This is a genomic window from Vreelandella sulfidaeris, from assembly GCF_042429665.1.
Lineage (GTDB): Bacteria > Pseudomonadota > Gammaproteobacteria > Pseudomonadales > Halomonadaceae > Vreelandella.
Map to the genome: position 1 here is coordinate 112,245 of NZ_JBHMAC010000013.1, position 17,538 is coordinate 129,782.

The 17,538-nt window shown below is 54.9% G+C and carries 13 protein-coding genes; 6 read left to right on the forward strand and 7 right to left on the reverse strand.

What is annotated here, in order from left to right:
- Positions 1-60 precede the first annotated feature (60 nt).
- The 6 genes from ACFFLD_RS15140 to ACFFLD_RS15165 form a co-directional block, all read right to left on the reverse strand.
- The gene (locus tag ACFFLD_RS15140) at positions 61-3,315 is read right to left on the reverse strand and encodes an AAA domain-containing protein (RefSeq protein WP_386041784.1); all 3,255 of its coding nucleotides are present in this window, start codon (positions 3,313-3,315) and stop codon (positions 61-63) included.
- Complete coding sequence (locus tag ACFFLD_RS15145) at positions 3,312-4,724, reverse strand: restriction endonuclease subunit S (RefSeq protein WP_386041786.1); 1,413 nt, start codon at positions 4,722-4,724, stop codon at positions 3,312-3,314. Before ACFFLD_RS15145 ends, ACFFLD_RS15140 begins: the two co-directional genes overlap by 4 nt.
- The gene (locus tag ACFFLD_RS15150; RefSeq protein ID WP_386041788.1) at positions 4,721-6,295 is read right to left on the reverse strand and encodes a class I SAM-dependent DNA methyltransferase; all 1,575 of its coding nucleotides are present in this window, start codon (positions 6,293-6,295) and stop codon (positions 4,721-4,723) included. Before ACFFLD_RS15150 ends, ACFFLD_RS15145 begins: the two co-directional genes overlap by 4 nt.
- Before the next feature lie 141 nt (positions 6,296-6,436).
- Entirely contained in the window at positions 6,437-9,970 is a 3,534-nt protein-coding gene (gene hsdR, locus ACFFLD_RS15155; protein ID WP_386041790.1) for a type I restriction-modification system endonuclease, read from the reverse strand.
- A 121-nt stretch (positions 9,971-10,091) separates the two neighbouring features.
- The gene (locus tag ACFFLD_RS15160; RefSeq protein WP_386041792.1) at positions 10,092-11,384 is read right to left on the reverse strand and encodes a type II toxin-antitoxin system HipA family toxin; all 1,293 of its coding nucleotides are present in this window, start codon (positions 11,382-11,384) and stop codon (positions 10,092-10,094) included.
- On the reverse strand, positions 11,374-11,667 hold the full coding sequence (locus tag ACFFLD_RS15165; protein ID WP_386041794.1) for a helix-turn-helix domain-containing protein: 294 nt from the start codon (positions 11,665-11,667) through the stop codon (positions 11,374-11,376). The genes ACFFLD_RS15160 and ACFFLD_RS15165 overlap by 11 nt, the downstream gene beginning before the upstream one ends.
- A 161-nt stretch (positions 11,668-11,828) precedes the next feature.
- Here ACFFLD_RS15165 and ACFFLD_RS15170 point away from each other — a divergent pair, with 161 nt between their 5' ends.
- Positions 11,829-12,404 (forward strand): histidine phosphatase family protein, encoded by a 576-nt coding sequence (locus ACFFLD_RS15170; protein WP_386041796.1) that lies wholly within the window; start codon positions 11,829-11,831, stop codon positions 12,402-12,404.
- Positions 12,405-12,531: 127 nt separating this feature from the next.
- A complete protein-coding gene (locus tag ACFFLD_RS15175) occupies positions 12,532-13,407 on the forward strand; it encodes a pirin family protein (protein WP_386041798.1) in 876 nt (291 codons plus the stop codon).
- Here the strand turns inward: ACFFLD_RS15175 and ACFFLD_RS15180 are convergent.
- Positions 13,404-14,030 (reverse strand): DNA-3-methyladenine glycosylase family protein, encoded by a 627-nt coding sequence (locus ACFFLD_RS15180; RefSeq protein WP_386041800.1) that lies wholly within the window; start codon positions 14,028-14,030, stop codon positions 13,404-13,406. The genes ACFFLD_RS15175 and ACFFLD_RS15180 overlap by 4 nt on opposite strands.
- Before the next feature lie 136 nt (positions 14,031-14,166).
- Between ACFFLD_RS15180 and ACFFLD_RS15185 the strand changes: the two genes are divergently transcribed.
- The 4 genes from ACFFLD_RS15185 to ACFFLD_RS15200 all read left to right on the forward strand — a co-directional run bounded on the left by ACFFLD_RS15185 (position 14,167) and on the right by ACFFLD_RS15200 (position 17,512).
- Positions 14,167-15,510, forward strand: a complete 1,344-nt coding sequence (locus tag ACFFLD_RS15185) for a type II toxin-antitoxin system HipA family toxin (protein ID WP_386042855.1) — start codon at positions 14,167-14,169, stop codon at positions 15,508-15,510.
- Positions 15,507-15,833 carry a helix-turn-helix transcriptional regulator gene (locus tag ACFFLD_RS15190; RefSeq protein WP_386041802.1) on the forward strand — a complete coding sequence of 109 codons (327 nt, stop codon included), beginning with the start codon at positions 15,507-15,509 and terminating at the stop codon, positions 15,831-15,833. Before ACFFLD_RS15185 ends, ACFFLD_RS15190 begins: the two co-directional genes overlap by 4 nt.
- A gap of 123 nt (positions 15,834-15,956) precedes the next feature.
- Positions 15,957-17,168, forward strand: coding sequence for an MFS transporter (locus tag ACFFLD_RS15195; protein WP_386041804.1), 1,212 nt, complete (start codon positions 15,957-15,959; stop codon positions 17,166-17,168).
- 92 nt (positions 17,169-17,260) lie between these two features.
- Positions 17,261-17,512, forward strand: a complete 252-nt coding sequence (locus ACFFLD_RS15200; RefSeq protein ID WP_386041805.1) for a hypothetical protein — start codon at positions 17,261-17,263, stop codon at positions 17,510-17,512.
- The last annotated feature ends 26 nt before the right edge of the window (positions 17,513-17,538 follow it).

The window sequence follows — 17,538 nt, forward strand, 5'->3', positions numbered from 1 at the left end:
TTATGAAACTGAGTCTAGCAGCACCAGATGTAGCGCCCAATAGAGAAACATAATGAGCGATTATGCTTTTTCTTGAGCGAGCAGTTCCTTGGCATCGGAAAAGTACTTCTTGCCTGCCCAAATATCGGTACTGCCTACTACGTACACGCGCTTTTTAGCCCGTGTCAGGGCAACGTTAAGCAAGTTTGGTTTGCTGGAGGCCCAATCGGCGGCACCGGGTGACTCTTTTGAAAGGCCCAGTACAAAAATGACGTTGTCCTCTTCCTTGCCTTGGAAGGTATGTACCGTCCCGACCCGTTCACGCAGCCAAGCGCCCAGTTTGTCGCGTCCGCCGAAAACATAGGCGGGTAGCTCCTTTTCGAGGTGCTGCCTGACACCATTTGCCACTGCCTTGAAGGGTGAAATTACATAGACGCTCGGAGGTTCGCCGGTTTTTGCGATATGCGGCTTGAGCATGCGAACTACCTGCTCCGCCTGCGAGCGGACGAAGTGTTTGCCCTGAACACTGCCTTCTACGTCGAACCAGCGGCTATCTCCCGGGCCTGGCGTTAAGTCAGCATTCCCATGAAGCATCTTGTCGTTGTAGGCAATGCGATTGGCAATGCTGAACATCGGTTCATCGCAGCGGCGGTGAACGCGTAGCGGGCTGCCGACCCAGAATTCATCGGATATCTCGTTCGTACCGTAGGGGTTGGCGCGATCAGCGACGACCTGAACGGATGACACGGTAGGCGACCATTTATACCAGTCACGATCGAATTCGCCTTTGGCCATGGCCTCGACCAAGCCGGCAGGTACGGTGAAGACCGGCTCGATCTGCAGCGGGTCACCCACAATGACAGCGCGTTTAGCACGCCAGAGCGCCCCGACGGCCTGTTGCGGCGATGCTTGGCCCGCTTCATCCACAAACAGCCAGCCAATCTCGCCTTCATTCAGCGCTCGAAACTGGTTGGATACCGATGCGAACGTCGATGACACCACCGGCACTATCATGAACAGCATCTGCCAGAGGGCTTTTGCCGCCTCACGGTCATCAATGCTGCCGTTCAGAAGAGTCATCAATGAATTGACCGTTGCCCAGAGCTTATTCTTCTTATCGGCATAAGCGGCAACGAGCCACGCTTGATGCAGCTCGAAAGCGCGTGCCGTCAGTTGTCCCCGGGCCTGGTTCAGCGCTTGGCAATGGCCAAAGGAAGTGCGCTGTACCTTCGGTATTTCCAGGTCCAGTGCATCGTCGGCCAGCAGAACATCAGCGTAGCTTTTTTTCAGAGGTGCGCATTCGCGGTGCTCTGTTTCCAATCGTCGTTCCATTGAGGCAAGGCGCTGCTGGCTCACTCCGGCCTGCTGTGTCGCACGTTGTTCTCTCTGTTTTATCTGCTGAAGTACCGCCCGGTTCCTAAAGTATTCACTCAATGGCCAGAAAGGTACCTTTGTCGCCTGCCGTTTGCTTTTCCAGAGTGCGACACGGGCAGCAAAACCCCGGTGGGTCTCAGCCTGACGTCGTGCTGCAGCGGTTTGGGTTTCCAAGCGCTGAAGATCCTGCAGTCGCTTGAGCTCCTTTTGAACCGTTTCGACCTGGCGTTCAGCTTCCTTAAAAGCCCGCTGCGCCGAGTGGAAATCCTGCTTCGCATCACGGCCTTCCGCCAATGCCTTGAGCGCGGGAACCAGCGTTGAGTAATGCTCTGCATCGTCATGCGCTTCGCACTGGTTGATGGGCTTGAAGAAGACCCGCTCGCCAAACGTAGTGCGGTTGCCTTTCTTGCCCAGCGATGTGGCAATCAACCCCCAGCACTCCTTACCCGGCGTAAGCGCGTCGACATGCAGTTTGCCGTCGTCCCGCTTGTCGTGTTGGGCCGCGAGCTTCTGACCCACCGGCTTCAGATAAGCAAGGTCATGGTAGGCCGCGCCCAGCGCCTTAGATTGCGGCAGTTCCTGTGTGACGTTCTCGACCGCCGCATTGTTGCTGGACGTGACCACCATCTCGAACCCCGTCAGCTCAGGAATGAGGGTCTTGATGGGCTTCAGCTGATCATCGATGAGGGTCTTGATGGGCTTCAGCTGATCATCGATATTGGCGTGCACGTCTTCGCCGAATGCCGCACTGGGTGAAGATAGCGAAGCCAGCACCTCGGCACGCTTGACCATGTTGCGGGCTACCAGATCGCGCAGCATTGTCGTCTTGCCGGTGCCTGGCGGGCCGTTGACCGAGTAGAGCCCGGTTTCCGCAAGCGTTTCATTGAGCGTATTGATTGCAAACTGCTGCATCAGACTCATTGATTGCTCATCTTCGCCCGGCCAGCGCCCCGCTGGCATGCGGTTTAACGCCAGGTTGCGCATGAGCAACGAGCGGCCTTCGGGTAGCAGCAGGTCAGGGTGGCGGTCACACTTACCCTGAAGATATCGCGCTAGCGGCGAGCCGGGTGCCAGCCCTTTCGTTTTGGCTTGCTCGATAACCGTTTCCAGGTCGCGAATGAAGAAGCTATTGAGAATGGCAATCTCATTGATCGAAGGTGGCTCTTCATCTAATGGCGCTGTGGTTTTCTGATCTTCGGATGTATCGTGACGCGCGGATTTTAGCCGAGGGGTAAGCGCGCCCACCGCTGACCACTCCTGCGTGGCATGAGCATTGTCTTCTGCCGATTCAACGTTGCCCCTGAGCAGTTGGACGACCAGTGCTGTTGCCTCGTCCTGAGGAGCAAATGCTGTCCATCCCTGGATTGCCTTGAGCATCTCAATCAGCTCAAAGGTAGTAAGCCTGAGCGGCAGCTCATGTTCGCGCTTGAGGTTATCCGCGACCGTCAGAATGGTGTTTAGTCGTTGCTGAAATCTACCCGTCGCTTCATCAAACGCTTTGATCGTGACGTCATCCAGCGCTCCCTGCTGTAACGCACCCAGCATCCACGGCGCTGTGGAAATGGCAAAGCTCTCGCGGTCCACGATCCCGTTTTCATCGACCTCTACCGTCATCGAGCAGGTCAGCCCCTCGTCGCGGCTACGCTCTACCCAGGCCTCGGTCTTTTCCGGATATGCGTCACGTGCAATACGGAAAATTTCACTGCGTGCGAACAGGCCCAGGTAGAGCCTAAAACGGTAGTTTTTCTCGGGCCGATAATCCTTACCGGCGCATCGAACTTGCTCCGGGTTCAACCACGGCAGACAGTTCGGTGTTTCCAGCAGCTCGTCACTGCGGTAGTGAATGGCGCCCTTGCCGTGATCGATATTCTTGAGCTCGGCGGATTCGAAAAACTCGACCTTGTGCCAGAACGACAGGATGCGCTCGGCCTGAGTGGTAGCTGATGAAATGGAAGAATTCATGCCGTCGCCTTTTTCCTTGTGCGTTTGATCGGCGCCTGCGTCGCGCGCTCTTCCTTGATGCGTTCTAGCAGCGCTTTAGCGCTGTTCTCGCCGCTGATCAGCTCCGGGTTATGTGTCCGCCACTGCGCGGTCAGCTCGCCGCGAAAGGCCTTGGCGAGGATGGATTGGGTGAGGTTATTGACTCGCGTCAAGGCCTGACTCACCTGCTGCTCAATGCGGTCAGCGTAGGCAAAGAGCTGATCGACTCGGCGAATAGCTGCTGCCATTTCGTCAGGCTCTGGTAGAGCTAAACTTACATTTTTAATGTTTTGAAGATTTAGCCCTGGTTTTCCTCCTCCGTAGGCTGCTTTTAGTAGCTGATGTCGACCAGCATTTGGAGCTTTTAGTACCAGTTCTACAAAGCATGCAATCGAGGGGTCTTTCAGACGAATGAGACTAACGTGCTGACTTACAAAAGCGTTATCTATAGCTTTTTTTACTCGTGCGCACTTGGTTACATTCGCACCAGTAATCGTTAATAGTAGGTCGCTCTCTTGAACCTTAGTCCGCTGGCCTTCTATATTATTTGGGAGGCTAACGTAACAGGGATCAGAAACATTGAGCTCATCTGTGTTTATATCTTGAGATCGAATAAATAGTGAGCCTTCATCGGAGTAATATTTTGCCCAACCTCGTGACCCGCTTGTAACAAAGTTGCTCAATTTATCCAGCTTAATTGGCGTCCAGTCACTGGGTACAGAATATCTATCGGTTATTTCTATATTTTGACCAGTTAACCGCCACTCCCTCGTCAACCGCCCACTCACCGCCGCGGCGAGCACGGATTGACGAAAGCGTTTGAGAATCTCGGGAATGCGCTCCAGGCGGGCTTTGGTGTTTTCCACCTGCGCCAGCAGGGAATCGAGTTTATCGGCGATGACTTTTTGTTCTGCTACAGGCGGTAGCGCAATCGGAAACGCTTCAACAAAGGCACGTGGAACTCGGCGCAGGCCTACAGCCCCGGTCATATTCTGCGCGCCCTGCTGCATAAAAGGCTGACTTTTGATGAGTGCAAAAATCAGTGTTGATGAAATATTTATGCTAGCAGGCCTGAGAACGTAAAACTCTGAACTGCCCGCTCCAATACCATTAGGCATACCACTAACAACAGAAGCTTTGCCGTTCTCGAAACAAGGGGTTACTTTGGCGAATATGACATCCCCATCTGCAAAATTGGTATAAGATTTTTTAATTTCACCCCACAGTTTCTCTTCAAAATGCAAAGTGCCGTGGTAACAGGTAGGAGCCAAAGCCATGGGAACGAATCCAGCCACTTGTTCGGCGTTTGCTTCATTCTTTGGATTCAGCGTAATGACATCGGCCAGTGAACACTGCACCCAGCCTGTTGGTATGTTTTTTGCTGCTGTCACGCCTCACTCTCCAAGGCCGAGATCAAAGCTTCTAGCTCACTAAGAGCTTCTGTCAGCTCGCTCATCGCTTCTCCGGCCAGCACCTCAGGCGCGGGCAGGTCAGCCGCGTCGATGCTGTCCTTGTCCTTGAGCCAGCTAATATCCAGCGAATCGCTTTTGGTGTCGCGAATCCACTTGCGAGAGAAACAGCGCCAGCGAGATTTGGCGAGGCGATCGTCGCTGACGTTCTGATTTTCCTCAGTGGCGTCAGTATCGACCATGATCTCTTCAGCGTTGAACGACCACTCGCCTTCCTGTCGTGGGCTCTGGCCATTGGAATCATCTCCGAACACTTTTTCAAACGGTTTTAGGTGCTGTTCGCCAAACGGTGTGCGCTTGCCAAAGCTCGGCATGTTGGTGCGAAGGTCGTACACCCAAACGTTCTCGGTGCAACCAGTGTCCTGATATTTATCCGTCGCGCTTCCCTTGGTGAAGAACAGCACATTGGTCTTCACGCCCTGGGCGTAGAAGATGCCAGTGGGCAGGCGCAGGATGGTGTGCAGGTTGCATTTGTCCATCAGGTCACGGCGCACGTCCGCCCCTACACCGGCCTCGAACAGCACGTTATCTGGCAGCACCACGGCGGCGCGACCACCGGGCTTGAGGTTGCGGTAGATGTGCTGCAAGAAGGCGAGCTGCTTGTTGCCGGTTTTGAATGTCAGGTCGTCTCGGGTGATGCTGGCGTCACCGCCCTTACTGGTACCAAAGGGCGGGTTGGCCAGAATCACATCGGCCTTTTTCAGGCCGGCGCCCGCTAGGCCCAAGGCGTTGCCTAACAGAACCACACCCTCATCGCCGCCTTCCATACCGTGTAACAGGCAGTTCATCAGCGCTAGGCGGCGGGTGCCGGGCACTAGTTCAATGCCTACAAACGCTTTGTTTTGCTGAAATAGCTGCTCGTGTTCGTATAGGTCGGCTAGCTCATCAGTGTGCTCTTTGATGTACTGGTCGGCAGCGGTTAAGAAGCCTGCCGTACCCGCTGCTGGGTCTTGAATGAGTTCGCCGTGCTGGGGCTTTAGGCAGCGCACCATGCTATTGATCAGCGCACGGGGTGTGAAGTACTGGCCCGCGCCGGACTTGGTTTCGCTGGCGTTCTTTTCGAGCAACCCTTCGTATAAATCGCCCAGGCCATCTTTTTGCGCGCTAAACCAGTCAATCTGATCCAGGGTTTTAATCATCTGCTCTAAGTGGCGCGGCTCCCGCAGGCGGGTTTGCGCATCGGCGTACACGGCGCTGATCAGCGGGTCGGTGTGAATCAAGCGGCCGGTGCCATCGCGACCACTGGAGAGGCTGAGGAGAATGCGCTTGTAGTCGTCCAGCAGGTTAATACCGGATTTATTATTAAGGTCAGTCCAGCGGCAGCCTTCCGGCAGCGGGTGCTTTTTCAAGGTGCCCGCTTCGGTGTTCTCATGCACCATCTTTATAAACAGCAGCAGCACCAGCTCGGTCACGTAATCGGAGTAGTTGATGCCGTCATCACGCAGTACGTCACACAGATTCCAGAGTTTTTGAACGATGTCGTTGTGGGTCATGAGGTTCCTAGGGCAATAAAAAAGACTGAAGCGCTGACATGGTTAGAAAATGCCGAAATCTTTGCATGTTACCGAGCACATGTTAAGAAAAGCCGGTTTTCTATGCATGTGTCGGCTAGTTATAAAATCGAAATAGGGCCGTCATGCACTTTTGGGTGGCCACATCGCCTCATTCAGCTCTTCTAATACGCTGTCCAATTGCTCCCCGAGGACTTTATCCAGTTGCTTGGCGCCGCCTTGGAAAGCGGGCAGCTGGTTGACAGTATCTCGGTCGAGGATGACTTCTTTGGTGAGCTGCTTGGCCAGTTTTCCCAGCCACTTGCGTTGGTTGGGTGTCCATTCGTGCTGGGTATAGAGGCGATCCATAGCATCGGCTACGCGTTGTTCAAATGGCTTTAACGGTTCGCCCACGGCGGCGCGGCGGATATGGCCGATGATGCTGGCGGCGATATCCTGATTGGTATAGTTACGCACCGCACTTTGCAGATTGGCTTCCGAGTAGCCATGGTTATCCAACAAAACTTTAACGTCTTTTAACTGCTGGCGAGTAAGGTCGCGGGGGTGGTTAACCACTACGGCTAGGGCGGCAGACTGGTTGATCTGCTCGTTTATAAACGCATCGAAGCTATCCAGGTAGTCTTCCGGGCGTTTATGAACGCCGTAGCTTTGGCTGCGCTCGCGAATTTCATCGTCGTGCTCAGAAATTATCGGCATGCGTTCGCTACCCACTAGGTGCTTCACCTGGGCTAACTGGTGTACCAGGCCGCTGTGTTGACGAAGAAATGCGGATGCTTCCCTTGGTCCTAGCTTATGTAGATGTTCATGAAGCTTGCTTGGCTCCACACCCCACAAGCTTTGCAGGTCATTTAGCTTTTCTTTGAGCTTGGGGTTTTTCTCTGCCTTGGTCTCAGCTTTGCGGAGTACGCGCATTACTTTCTGACTGAGCTGGTTCAGCACCACATCAGCCTGGTTTTCGCCCTGCTGCTCGCCGGGGCTATTCAGGGCCTTTTCCAACTGTTGTTCATCGGCCAGCTCATTCACCAGCTGTTCAAGGCTGATATCGGGGTCTCGCACCAGGGGTTTCATGGTGTTGACTTCGGCTAGGGCGGCGTAGATATCCACCGGGTCGTAGATAGTGAACACGGTCTTGCCGATCTCATCGCAACGGCGGGTGGCGCGGCCAATCATTTGTTCAAAAAGAATCCGCGAGCGCACTTGGCGCATAAACACCAAATGACAAATTTTCGGCACATCAATGCCAGTGGTGAGTAGGTCAACGGTAATCGCGATATTAGGGTAGCGCTCGTTTTTATAGCGGCGGATCAGTTGGTCAACCTTATCGCTTTTGCCAGTAATTTTAGCCACCGCGGCCTGGTTGTAGTTGCCGTTATATTTTGCTTTAAAGGCGTCATCCAGCAGACGTTTGACCATGTCAGAGTGAAGGTCGGTAGCGCAGAAAATCAGTGTTTTTTCGTCTCCAAACGGGTCCAGCTCTTCGGCAAGCTGTTCGCAGATCACTCGGTTGAAGTTTTCGTTGATGACCTGGCGATTGAAGGCGTCAACATCGAAGCGCAGCTCGTCTTCAAGTTCCGTGGTATCCACTTCGCCGGTTTGGGTGTTGATCACCTCAATGGGCTTACCTTTCTCGAACTGGATGCCTTCTTGGGTCAGCAAGGTTTCATAGCGGATAGGCGGCTCGTGGTCGATTAGCCAGTCGTCTGCAACGGCTTCCCGGTAGGAGTAGGTGTAAACCGGTTTGCCGAAAATCTCGCTGGTGTGCTTGGCAGGGGTGGCGGTAAGCGCAATTTTGACCGCATCAAAGTAATCAAGCACACGGCGGTAGCTGGAAAGATACTGGCTAGCGTCGCGAGTGGCCAGCTCGCCTTCGGTCATCTCTTGGTCCAGCGTGTAGCCGCGGTGGGCTTCGTCGATAATAATGCAGTCGAATTGGTCAATCGGCGGCGGCGTATCGCTGGCAAAGATGCGCTTCACCATGGCCTGCACGGTAGCCACCTGCACGCGGGTTTCAGCTTCTGCCGCCATATCGCCCAGTTCTGCGACATTGTAGATCTTACTCAGGGTTTGGTTCTGTTCCAACGGGGCCTCGTTGAAGGCATCTATCGCTTGATCGCCAAGCGAGGTGCGGTCAACCAGAAACAAAATGCGGTGAAAGCGTTCGGTTTTTAGAAACCGGTACATCAGGCCGATGATAGTGCGGGTTTTACCGGTGCCGGTGGCCATGGCCAGCAGCGCTGAACGGGTGCCGTGGGCTAGAGCGTGCTCGGTAGCCAGTATGGCGTTTTGCTGGTACTCCCTTAACCGGAGGTAACCAAAAGGCTCTTGTTTAAGCAGCTTATCGGCGTTTTCTCTGTCTCGCTCCAGCAGGTTTAATAGGCCGCCGGGGGTATGAAAGCGGGGTAAGGCGCGGCGGGTGTTGCTGGGCTCCCTTACATCCCGAAACCACGTGCCCGACTGCTCAGCCAATTGTGGGAGGTAAGGGCGACCGTTGCATGAGTACACAAAAGGTACTTTAAAGTGCCCTTCTTCATCAGCAGGCCATGCAATGGTTCGTCCGGTAAGCTCCCAGGCGCCTACTATCGGTGGCTCAATGCTTAGGCCTTTGCTGTAGCGCTCGGCTTGGTCAATCTTGCCCGCTACATTGGTATTCTCTTTTTTGGCCTCGACCACGGCAATAGGCGTTAAGCCGCAAAACAGCACGTAGTCTGCCCGGTCTTTTTGGCCATTAGTTTGATGCGCTGACGGCGTGGGCCATTCGGCAATGGCTCGATAAGTGCCCTTCTCGGGGCGAGCACCTTTTTGATAAGTAATCTCTTGGCTGTCGGCTTCCCAGCCCGCTTCATTCAACTGCTGGTCGATCAGTATGCGTGTTAGCTCTTCGCTAAGGGCCAAGGTGTTGCTGGCAGCTTTGGTTTTGCTAGCTACCTGCTGGCGCTGTTGGCTTACGCTACTATCGCCCTGCGCGGTGAGCTGAGTTTGCAGTGCGCGGATTTTGGTTTCGTAAGCTTGCTGTTGCTGAATTAATGCCTGTTCGTGGCTTTGCGCCTGAGCTGCCAGAGCACGGGACTCTTCATCCATGGCCAAAGCCAGCGCCTCAAACTCCTGCTTCTCTTGCTTGACCAACTGGCTAAGCTGCTGGCTACTGTCCAGCGCTTTATTAGCGTGTTGAAGCTCATGGCGGAGCTTTTCAATATCGCCCTGGAGCTGGCGCAGCTGTGCGCTGGGGTCGGCGGGCGGTACAAAAGGGCCGGGCTTGAAGGCGGTGCCTGCCTTACCAAGTGAGCGGTGGAACCAGATAGCCAGTTCGCGGGCTAGCTTCAGGCCATCCATAGCTTCTTTGTGGCGTGTGCGAAATTGGTGAGTGGCTTTGTTGCCCTCTATGCGTAGTGTATGGAATAGCTCTTTTACTTGAGGTTCCAAGTGCAGCTCGCGGTTTAAGCGATAGAGCAGATCGGTTTGGCTGGTTTGCTCGTCAAACGTTACACCGGCTACGGCGGCCAAATGTTGTGCAAGCGCTTCCCCTAACTGGCGCAGCTTGATCAAGGTGGTGTTAGGGTCGCTAACGAAGGCGTGTTCGGCGGCAGTGGCCAGTTCTATAAACAGCGCATCGTGCTCAGCTAAAAAGCCAAAATTGGTGGGAGGATTGGGCGATGTCATTACATTTGCTCTCCACGTCTTTGCAATTTGGCTTTATCGCTGTCGACAAATAAAAATCATACTAATCAAATAGGGAGTACTTGGCTAAGCCTACTTTTGAGGTTGGCGCTAGGTAGTGGTTCTAATCTACTTCTGGCAATAGCCCCTTGTTCTCCTGCCAAGCTTGATTCAACCGCTGGGTGATCAATTCAATCGTGCTGGCTTTCACACCGAGATCTTTTGCTGTGTCAGAGAAGGTACTGAGAACGTCGACTATCTCTTGAACGTGCGGCTGCGCCTGTTTCCAGGTCGAGAAACCGGCATGCGTTGCCAATTGCTGAATTGCTTTAAGCGGCGGCTGCTTACCATAGCCTGCATAGGCGGTGGCGTGCTCTGCGAAAGGATGAGGGCTAAACGTTACGTCATAGAAAGGCGCTGTTTTCCATTGCCCCACATCATCCTGCAAGAACGCCCAGTTTTTACTGTGATCATCCTGATTACAGGCAAACAGATTAAACAGCGCACGGCGGAACTGTAGTTGCCCAACGGCGGGCGATTTACACAGCTGGCGACTGGCTTTGATAAGGTCGGCGTAATCCAGGCTAGGCGTTCGGAAATCGGCGTCCAGCAGCCCACAGGCGCTATGCATATGTAGACGCCCCGCAGGGTTTTGATTAATCCAATCAAACCGTTTGATGGCCAACCAGGCTCGCTCACCCTGTGGTGTCGGCATGCGCAACAACTGCCACTCTGGCGGCCCGAGGCCTGCTTTTTTAGCCAACGCCAGGTATGCCGCTTCGCAGAGGCCTTCTTCGTGACCCAGAGGTAAATGTTGCGAGGTAAACTTGACCAGCCACGCGTCATCCTCTGGCCGGGCTTTGGTTCGGCACTCGCTGAATTGGCCAGCAGGCATAAAAAGCTGCGCTTTTGGCCTTGCCCCGCCAGAGCTACCTGCTGCGACCAAGGCGCTCAGTATGTCTTCGGTTTGCCCATCGAAAACAGCCTGAGCTTGGAGCCCAAGCGTCGCTAAATCTTCGTTATCGCTTTGTGAAGGCACCGCCTCTGATTCTGGCTCGAAGGCCAGTGCGCCCATGCCACGCTGGCCCACAAACGCCAGTCGATCCATGGCGGTAAGCTGCGTAGGCGCTATGCCATGCTGGCGGAATATTCGGTCTTGTAGCAATAGCCCCCAGCCATCGGGTAAACAGTCGCCAAACACGCCGTGAAGCCCCTGGTGCGGTGTTTTCGGGGCAGGATGAAGCGCTAGGCCAGGCTGCAACGTAAAGGGCGATAGATTGCCATGTCTTTCTTCATAGCCTTGTGCGTATTGAAAAAATACCCCTTGGGGGTTTTGCGCTAATACGCCCGCAGCGACCTGTTCACCGGTTGATAGCGTGCGCGTTACATTCAGCCGCTGTGTTGGCTTAAAAGCCATGTTTGAGTACCTCATCGATCGAGGAAGGCAAGCTTGCGCTTTTCGTGTCGTGCTGGGTCAGCGCATGTAGCCGCGACAGATCATCAAGGCTCTGCCAGAGCAACAGCAGCTGGCGAAACGAGATTTGCCCGGTGAGCTCAAATTTTTTGATAGTGGGGGCGGGCACACTGCTACGTTCGGCCAACGCCGCACGCGATAATTTAGCCTGTTCACGTAAATGCCGTAGGTGGGCTGCAAAGGCATGCTGTACGTCGGAATCGTCCAATAGCAGGAAAGAGGGCATAGGTTGGTTTTCCTGAGATAGATACAGCTGTATCTATTTTAGCTGTTTTAGGCTGTTTTTGGATACTACTATATCCGTTGGTATCAAAGCCATTCTCCAGCCGTGCGATGAGCTATTGTGAGAAATACTGTTTGTGTTCCTCTGATGGAGAATTCCACCCCATGCCCATCCTACGTCACTTTACTTTAACCCTGTTGCTCGCTGTATTGAGCCTATTCTCCACCACTACCCAAGCGAACGACTCGACCTGGCAAGCGCTTGAGGAAGGTGGTTTGGTGATTCTTATGCGCCACTCGCTGGCTCCTGGTATTGGTGATCCGCCGGGATTTGAGCGTGGCCGCTGTGAGACTCAGCGCAACCTTTCTGCCGCCGGTCGCGCTCAGGCGCAAGCCGCTGGTCGTGCATTTCGTGAACGAGATATTCCCATCGCGGCGGTGTATTCATCAAGCTGGTGCCGTGCGCTGGATACCGCTGAGCTGATGGCGCTGGGGACTGTAGAATCTACCCCTTGGCTGGATTCGTTCTTTCGCGGGCGCGTTGATCAGGCGGCCATCACCACAACTGCACAAGAGCAGATTGCCGCCTGGCAGGGGCCGGGCAATTTATTGTTGGTCACTCATCAGGTGAATATCACGGCGTTGGTGGGCGGCGGCGTGGGCTCAGGTGAGATGATCGTGGTGCGCCCAGTGGATGATGCGTTTGAGGTGGTGGGGCGGTTAAGCGTTGGCGGCAATTAATGCGCTTCTTGTCTGATGCGGATAGCCTCTTTCAACTCAATTTCCTTCAATAAAACGAGGCAAATTATTCGCTCAACATCGTCTGTCTCAGGTTTTAAGCTGAAGGCAATTTCAAAAGGAGATTGTTATGTCGTCAGCGACTGCCTCATCTACTCGCCAGGTGATTGCCCAACATCCGGCCCGGCGGGACGATATCGGCGACCTGATCACACGGCGCCCGCTGCCGGGGCCGGAGCTTGATCAGCTCGACCCGTTTTTGTTTCTGAATCACCACGGCCCGCAGAGCTATCCCACCAATAACAAGGGGTTGCCCTTTGGGCCTCACCCACATCGCGGCTTTGAGACGGTGACCTTTATTCTGGAGGGCTCGCTTGCCCATGCTGATAGCGCCAGCCACCAGAGCGTGATTCACGCGGGCGGCGTGCAGTGGATGACCGCAGGCAGCGGTATCGTGCATGCTGAAGTGTCGCCGCCTGAGTTTCTGCGCGAGGGTGGCCCACTGGAGATTCTGCAGCTGTGGGTCAACCTGCCGTCACGCTTGAAAATGACCGAGCCACGTTACATAGGGCTACAGCAGGACGCCATTCCTGCCCTTGCGCTGCCGGGCGGCGGTGAGCTGAACCTGATTGCCGGAGAGTGGCAGGATAGCGCTGGCCCCATCGACACCTTGACCGGCATCTTCATGTCGACGGTAAACCTCCCTGCTGGCGCACGCGAACAGTTGCCTGTTGCACCGGGGCGTCAGGTGTTTCTCTACGTGGTGAGCGGCGATGTCATGGTCGGTGGCGAACCCGCCAAGGCCCACCATCTGATCGAGGTGGATCGGGATGGAGAGCAACTTGATATTGAAGCCTCAAGCGATGCGCGCCTGGTGTTTGGCCATGGCGAGGTAATCGATGAGCCGGTCTACTCCCACGGCCCCTTTGTGATGACCACTCGCGACGAGATTGTGCAGGCGGTCGAGGATTATCAAACCGGCAAGTTTGGCGGGCTGAACGCTTAAAGCGGCTCGCCGCGATAGTAGTGCCATAGAAACAGCGACCCCACGCTTCGCCATGGCGCCCAGTGTTCCACCATCTGGCGCGCCTGTTTGGGCGTGGGTTTGTTCTCCATGCCCTTCAGGCGGCCCAGCGCCACGCGCAGGGCAAGGTCATCCGCGGGGAAAACATTCGGTCGCTTGAGCGAAAACATCAGATAGATCTCAGCGCTCCAGCGGCCAAAGCCTCTGAGCGCAGTGATCGCGGTAATCACTTCTTCATCACTTAAATGTTCAAGGCCATCGGCGCTGAAGGTGCCGGCAAGCTCCGCTTCCGCCAGCCCCTTGGCGTATTCTATCTTCCGCCAGGAAAGTCCGGCATCGCGAAGCGCCTGACCTTCAGCATCCATCACCGCTTTAGCGTGTAACTCGGGCAGTAGGGTATTGACGCGCCCCATGATAGCGCGCGCCGCCTCAACAGATAGCTGTTGACTAACGATGGTGGAGAAGAACGTCGCAAAGCCTCTGTCACGTTCGCGGGGCGCGGGCACGCCGACTAGCGGCAGTGCGCGGGCGATATCCGGGTCGGCCTTGGCGAGTGCCGCCATGGCATCTTGAATGGTTTGATAGGCTGACGGTTCAGGCTGCATTGGCGCCTCTGCTATTAATGAGTAAAAAGCTGCTCATTTCTTGATAGCCACTTTATTTATGAGCATTAAAGTTCACATTTTTATTGCCTGAGCAATAATTTTGAGCACTAAACTACTCACTCAAGGTAGCCCGACGTTGTTGACTGTCCAAATTTTCCATCAGGGGCAATGGCACGATGCTGCTGAGTTGTGGATTGAATACCCAGTGAAAGGCCGCTGCGGACCTGCTCGTCTAGGGTATCTCATTAACTATGCGCTTGAATGGCTAGACCGTGATGACGAGTATGCTTGTAGTCTGCGGTTGCCCATTGAGCTGATGAATACCCATCAAGCACCTCGCTGGTTCGCTTTTCTTGATGACATTATGCCGGCTGGGGCCAGCCGCCGTTATTGGGTCACACAGTTGGGTATCGCGGCGCTTGCCGAAGCGGAACAGGATTATGCCTTGTTGGCGAAAGGGGCGATTGCGCCGGTTGGTAATCTGCGTATCAAGGAGGCGCTTCCTAAGCGTCCAGCAGGCAGCACATTAGCGCAGCAACGCTTTCCTTTACGTGATGTCGTGGATCGGGACAGCGACTTTCTTGCCTATGCGCAGCAGATGGGTGCCGCAGGGGGCGGGGCAGCGGGGGCAGGCGGCGAAGCGCCTAAATTATTGCTGCGCTGTACGCCAGATGATCAGGTATGGATCGATACGTATCAGGACGATCCTTACAATACCGATCAGCACTATCTGGTGAAGTTTCCCCGCGGCCAGCGCACCCAACTTGATAACGACATACTTCGCGCCGAGTACCATTTCTATCATGAGCTTGCCTCATTAGGCATGACGACCATCGACACGCAAGCAATGCGCCTGCTCGAAGGCGAGCGCTCCCCATCGCTTTGGTTGCCGCGGTTTGATGTGGGTTTTTCACAGGGAAGACGCACATTATATGGGTTGGAGTCGGTTTATTCGGTGATGGAGCAATCTCCCGGCAGCTTCTTGAACCATTTTGTGGTCATTGAGACGCTGGTTAAGCAGTTGAGTCAGCAATACCGCGTTCGCGAGGGAGGAGGATATTTTGATACAGCGCGTTTTGTCAGTGAATGGGTAAAACGCGACCTGCTCAATGTCGCTTTTGCCAACAGTGATAACCATGGTCGCAATACGGCGCTATTAAAAACGCCCCAAGGAATCTGGTTGGCGCCTATCTTTGATTTTGCGCCCATGAAGGCAGACCCGGACGGTATCATTCGTACCACTACCTGGGGGACGCCGTTTGAAGAGGGACGTGAATTTGACTGGTTCGCCATTGCCAATAATTTACACACCTATATACCCCCCGAGCAGATGATGGAAGAGTTAAAAGCGTTGGGCGCACAGTTAGTCGGGCTAAAAGAGCGGCTTTCAGCACGCGGTGTCCCGCAGGCTCTATTAGCATCGAAAGCGCTTGGGTTTGACTATCTAGACGATAAGCTAAAGCGCTGGGGGCTTTTATGAAACGCAAGGAACTCTCAAGCATTGAGCGTGAGGCTCTGCTCATGGAGCTACTGACTGAACTGATGCGTGAAGAGGTTAGTTCGGGACAGGTGCTACGCCAGTTGCGTCGCGATGTGCTGGGCATGTCGCAAACACAATATGCCGATCTGGTTGGCATTAGCCGCCGTTCGCTCTCGGATCTTGAAGCAGATAAAGCGAGCCCAACGCTTGCGCTGCTTAACCAGGTTTTTCGACCCTTGGGACTGCAGACAGGCTTGGTGCCACGTAATCGTGAGCTGCGTGAACGATGGCTGTCAGTGGCGCCTTCAACGACATCTTCTTGAGTATCATCTCTTCCTTCGTCCGCTAACTTTTTTAATGCCGCATGTTTCTACTTTCGTCTAATCCTGCGATCATTTGACGCATAACGAGATACCCACACAGACGGTATCGCAGAGGAGATAAGCATGCAGGATTCGACAGCACCGTCGTCTCAAGGGCTGGCGCGTAATCCGCGCGTGGCCGAATTTGTCTTGGCACTCGGTGGCTTTGGCATCGGCACCAGCGAGTTCGTCATCATGGGGTTGATGAACCGTGTAGCGGGTGATTTGGCGGTAACGGTGCCTCAAGCGGGCTACGCGATTAGTAGCTATGCGCTGGGCGTGGTCGTGGGGGCGCCGATCATTGCCTCGTTAGCCGCCCGTATGCCGCGGCGAATGCTGTTAATTATCCTGATGCTGGTATTTGCCGTGGGCAATATTGCCAGCGCCATGGCGCCCGGTTTCTGGTCGTTCGTCGGCTTGCGCTTTCTTGCGGGCTTGCCCCATGGGGCCTATTTCGGCATTGCGGCTCTGGTGGCGGCAGGCGCCGTGCCGGTAGATCAACGGGCACGTGCCGTTTCGAGAGTGATGATGGGCTTGACCGTGGCAATCCTTGTCGGGGCGCCTCTTGGCACCTGGGCGGGCAACCTATTTGGCTGGCAAATCGCCTTTGTGGGGGTCGGGGGTATTGCGTTGCTTACTGCGCTGTTGATTCGATTCCATGTCCCGGTTCAGCCGGTGGATACCTTGGCGAGCCCGCTACGCGAGCTTTCCGCGTTATTGAAGCAGCGCGTTTTAGTCACGTTAGCGCTGGCCTGTATTGGCTGCGGTGGCATGTTCGCCATTTTTAGCTATGTGATGCCCACCTTGACGCAACAAGCGGGCATGAGCGAAGCGTTGGGGCCGCTGGTGCTGGTGATTTTTGGTATTGGCTCGATTGCCGGCAATTTGATCGGTGGACGCATGGCCGACAAAAACCTGATGCGGGCGATCCCACGCATCTTGGTGTGGTGCGGGGTGGTTCAGGGGTTGTTTTATTTTGCTGCGAATAATGTCTGGACGGGGCTGCTGTTTGTTGGCCTGGTGGGCACCAGTATTGCCCTGGCGCCTTCGCTGCAAACCCGTTTGATGGATGTCGCTGAAGATGCCCAAACCATGGCGGCCTCGCTCAACCATGCCGCCTTTAACGGCGCCAACGCACTAGGCGCATGGCTTGCCGGGTTGGCCATCAGCGCGGGCTTTAGCTGGTCGAGTACGGGGCTTGTTGGCGCTGGATTAGCGCTATGCGGTCTGGTGATCTTTGCCGCTGGACGCTGGCTGGAAAAACGCACGCACGGCCCCTCTGTTCAATGTGCTTAGCGCGACAGCGTTATCGAACAGTGATAATTAACATGGCGATAATGGTAAATTCTTTCTAGTGTGTAAGGGTAACAATTCATAAGGAGATGACGATGCATACGCAGGTACTGAAGACGGCACGTGTAATGACGCTTGGCGCGGTAGTCGCATTAACGATCGGGTTGGCGGGCTGCGGCTCTACTACTGGAGAGCGTACTGCTAGCGGTGCCGGTGTGGGTGCTGCCGTTGGCGCGGGTGCTGCTGCCGCAACCGGCGGTAGCGTAACCCAAGGTGCGGTTATTGGCGGTGGCGTGGGCGCGGCGACAGGGGCCGCGACGGATGAAGAAGATCTCAATCTTGAGTAGATGTGGTCTTTGCCTGGTCAATAACG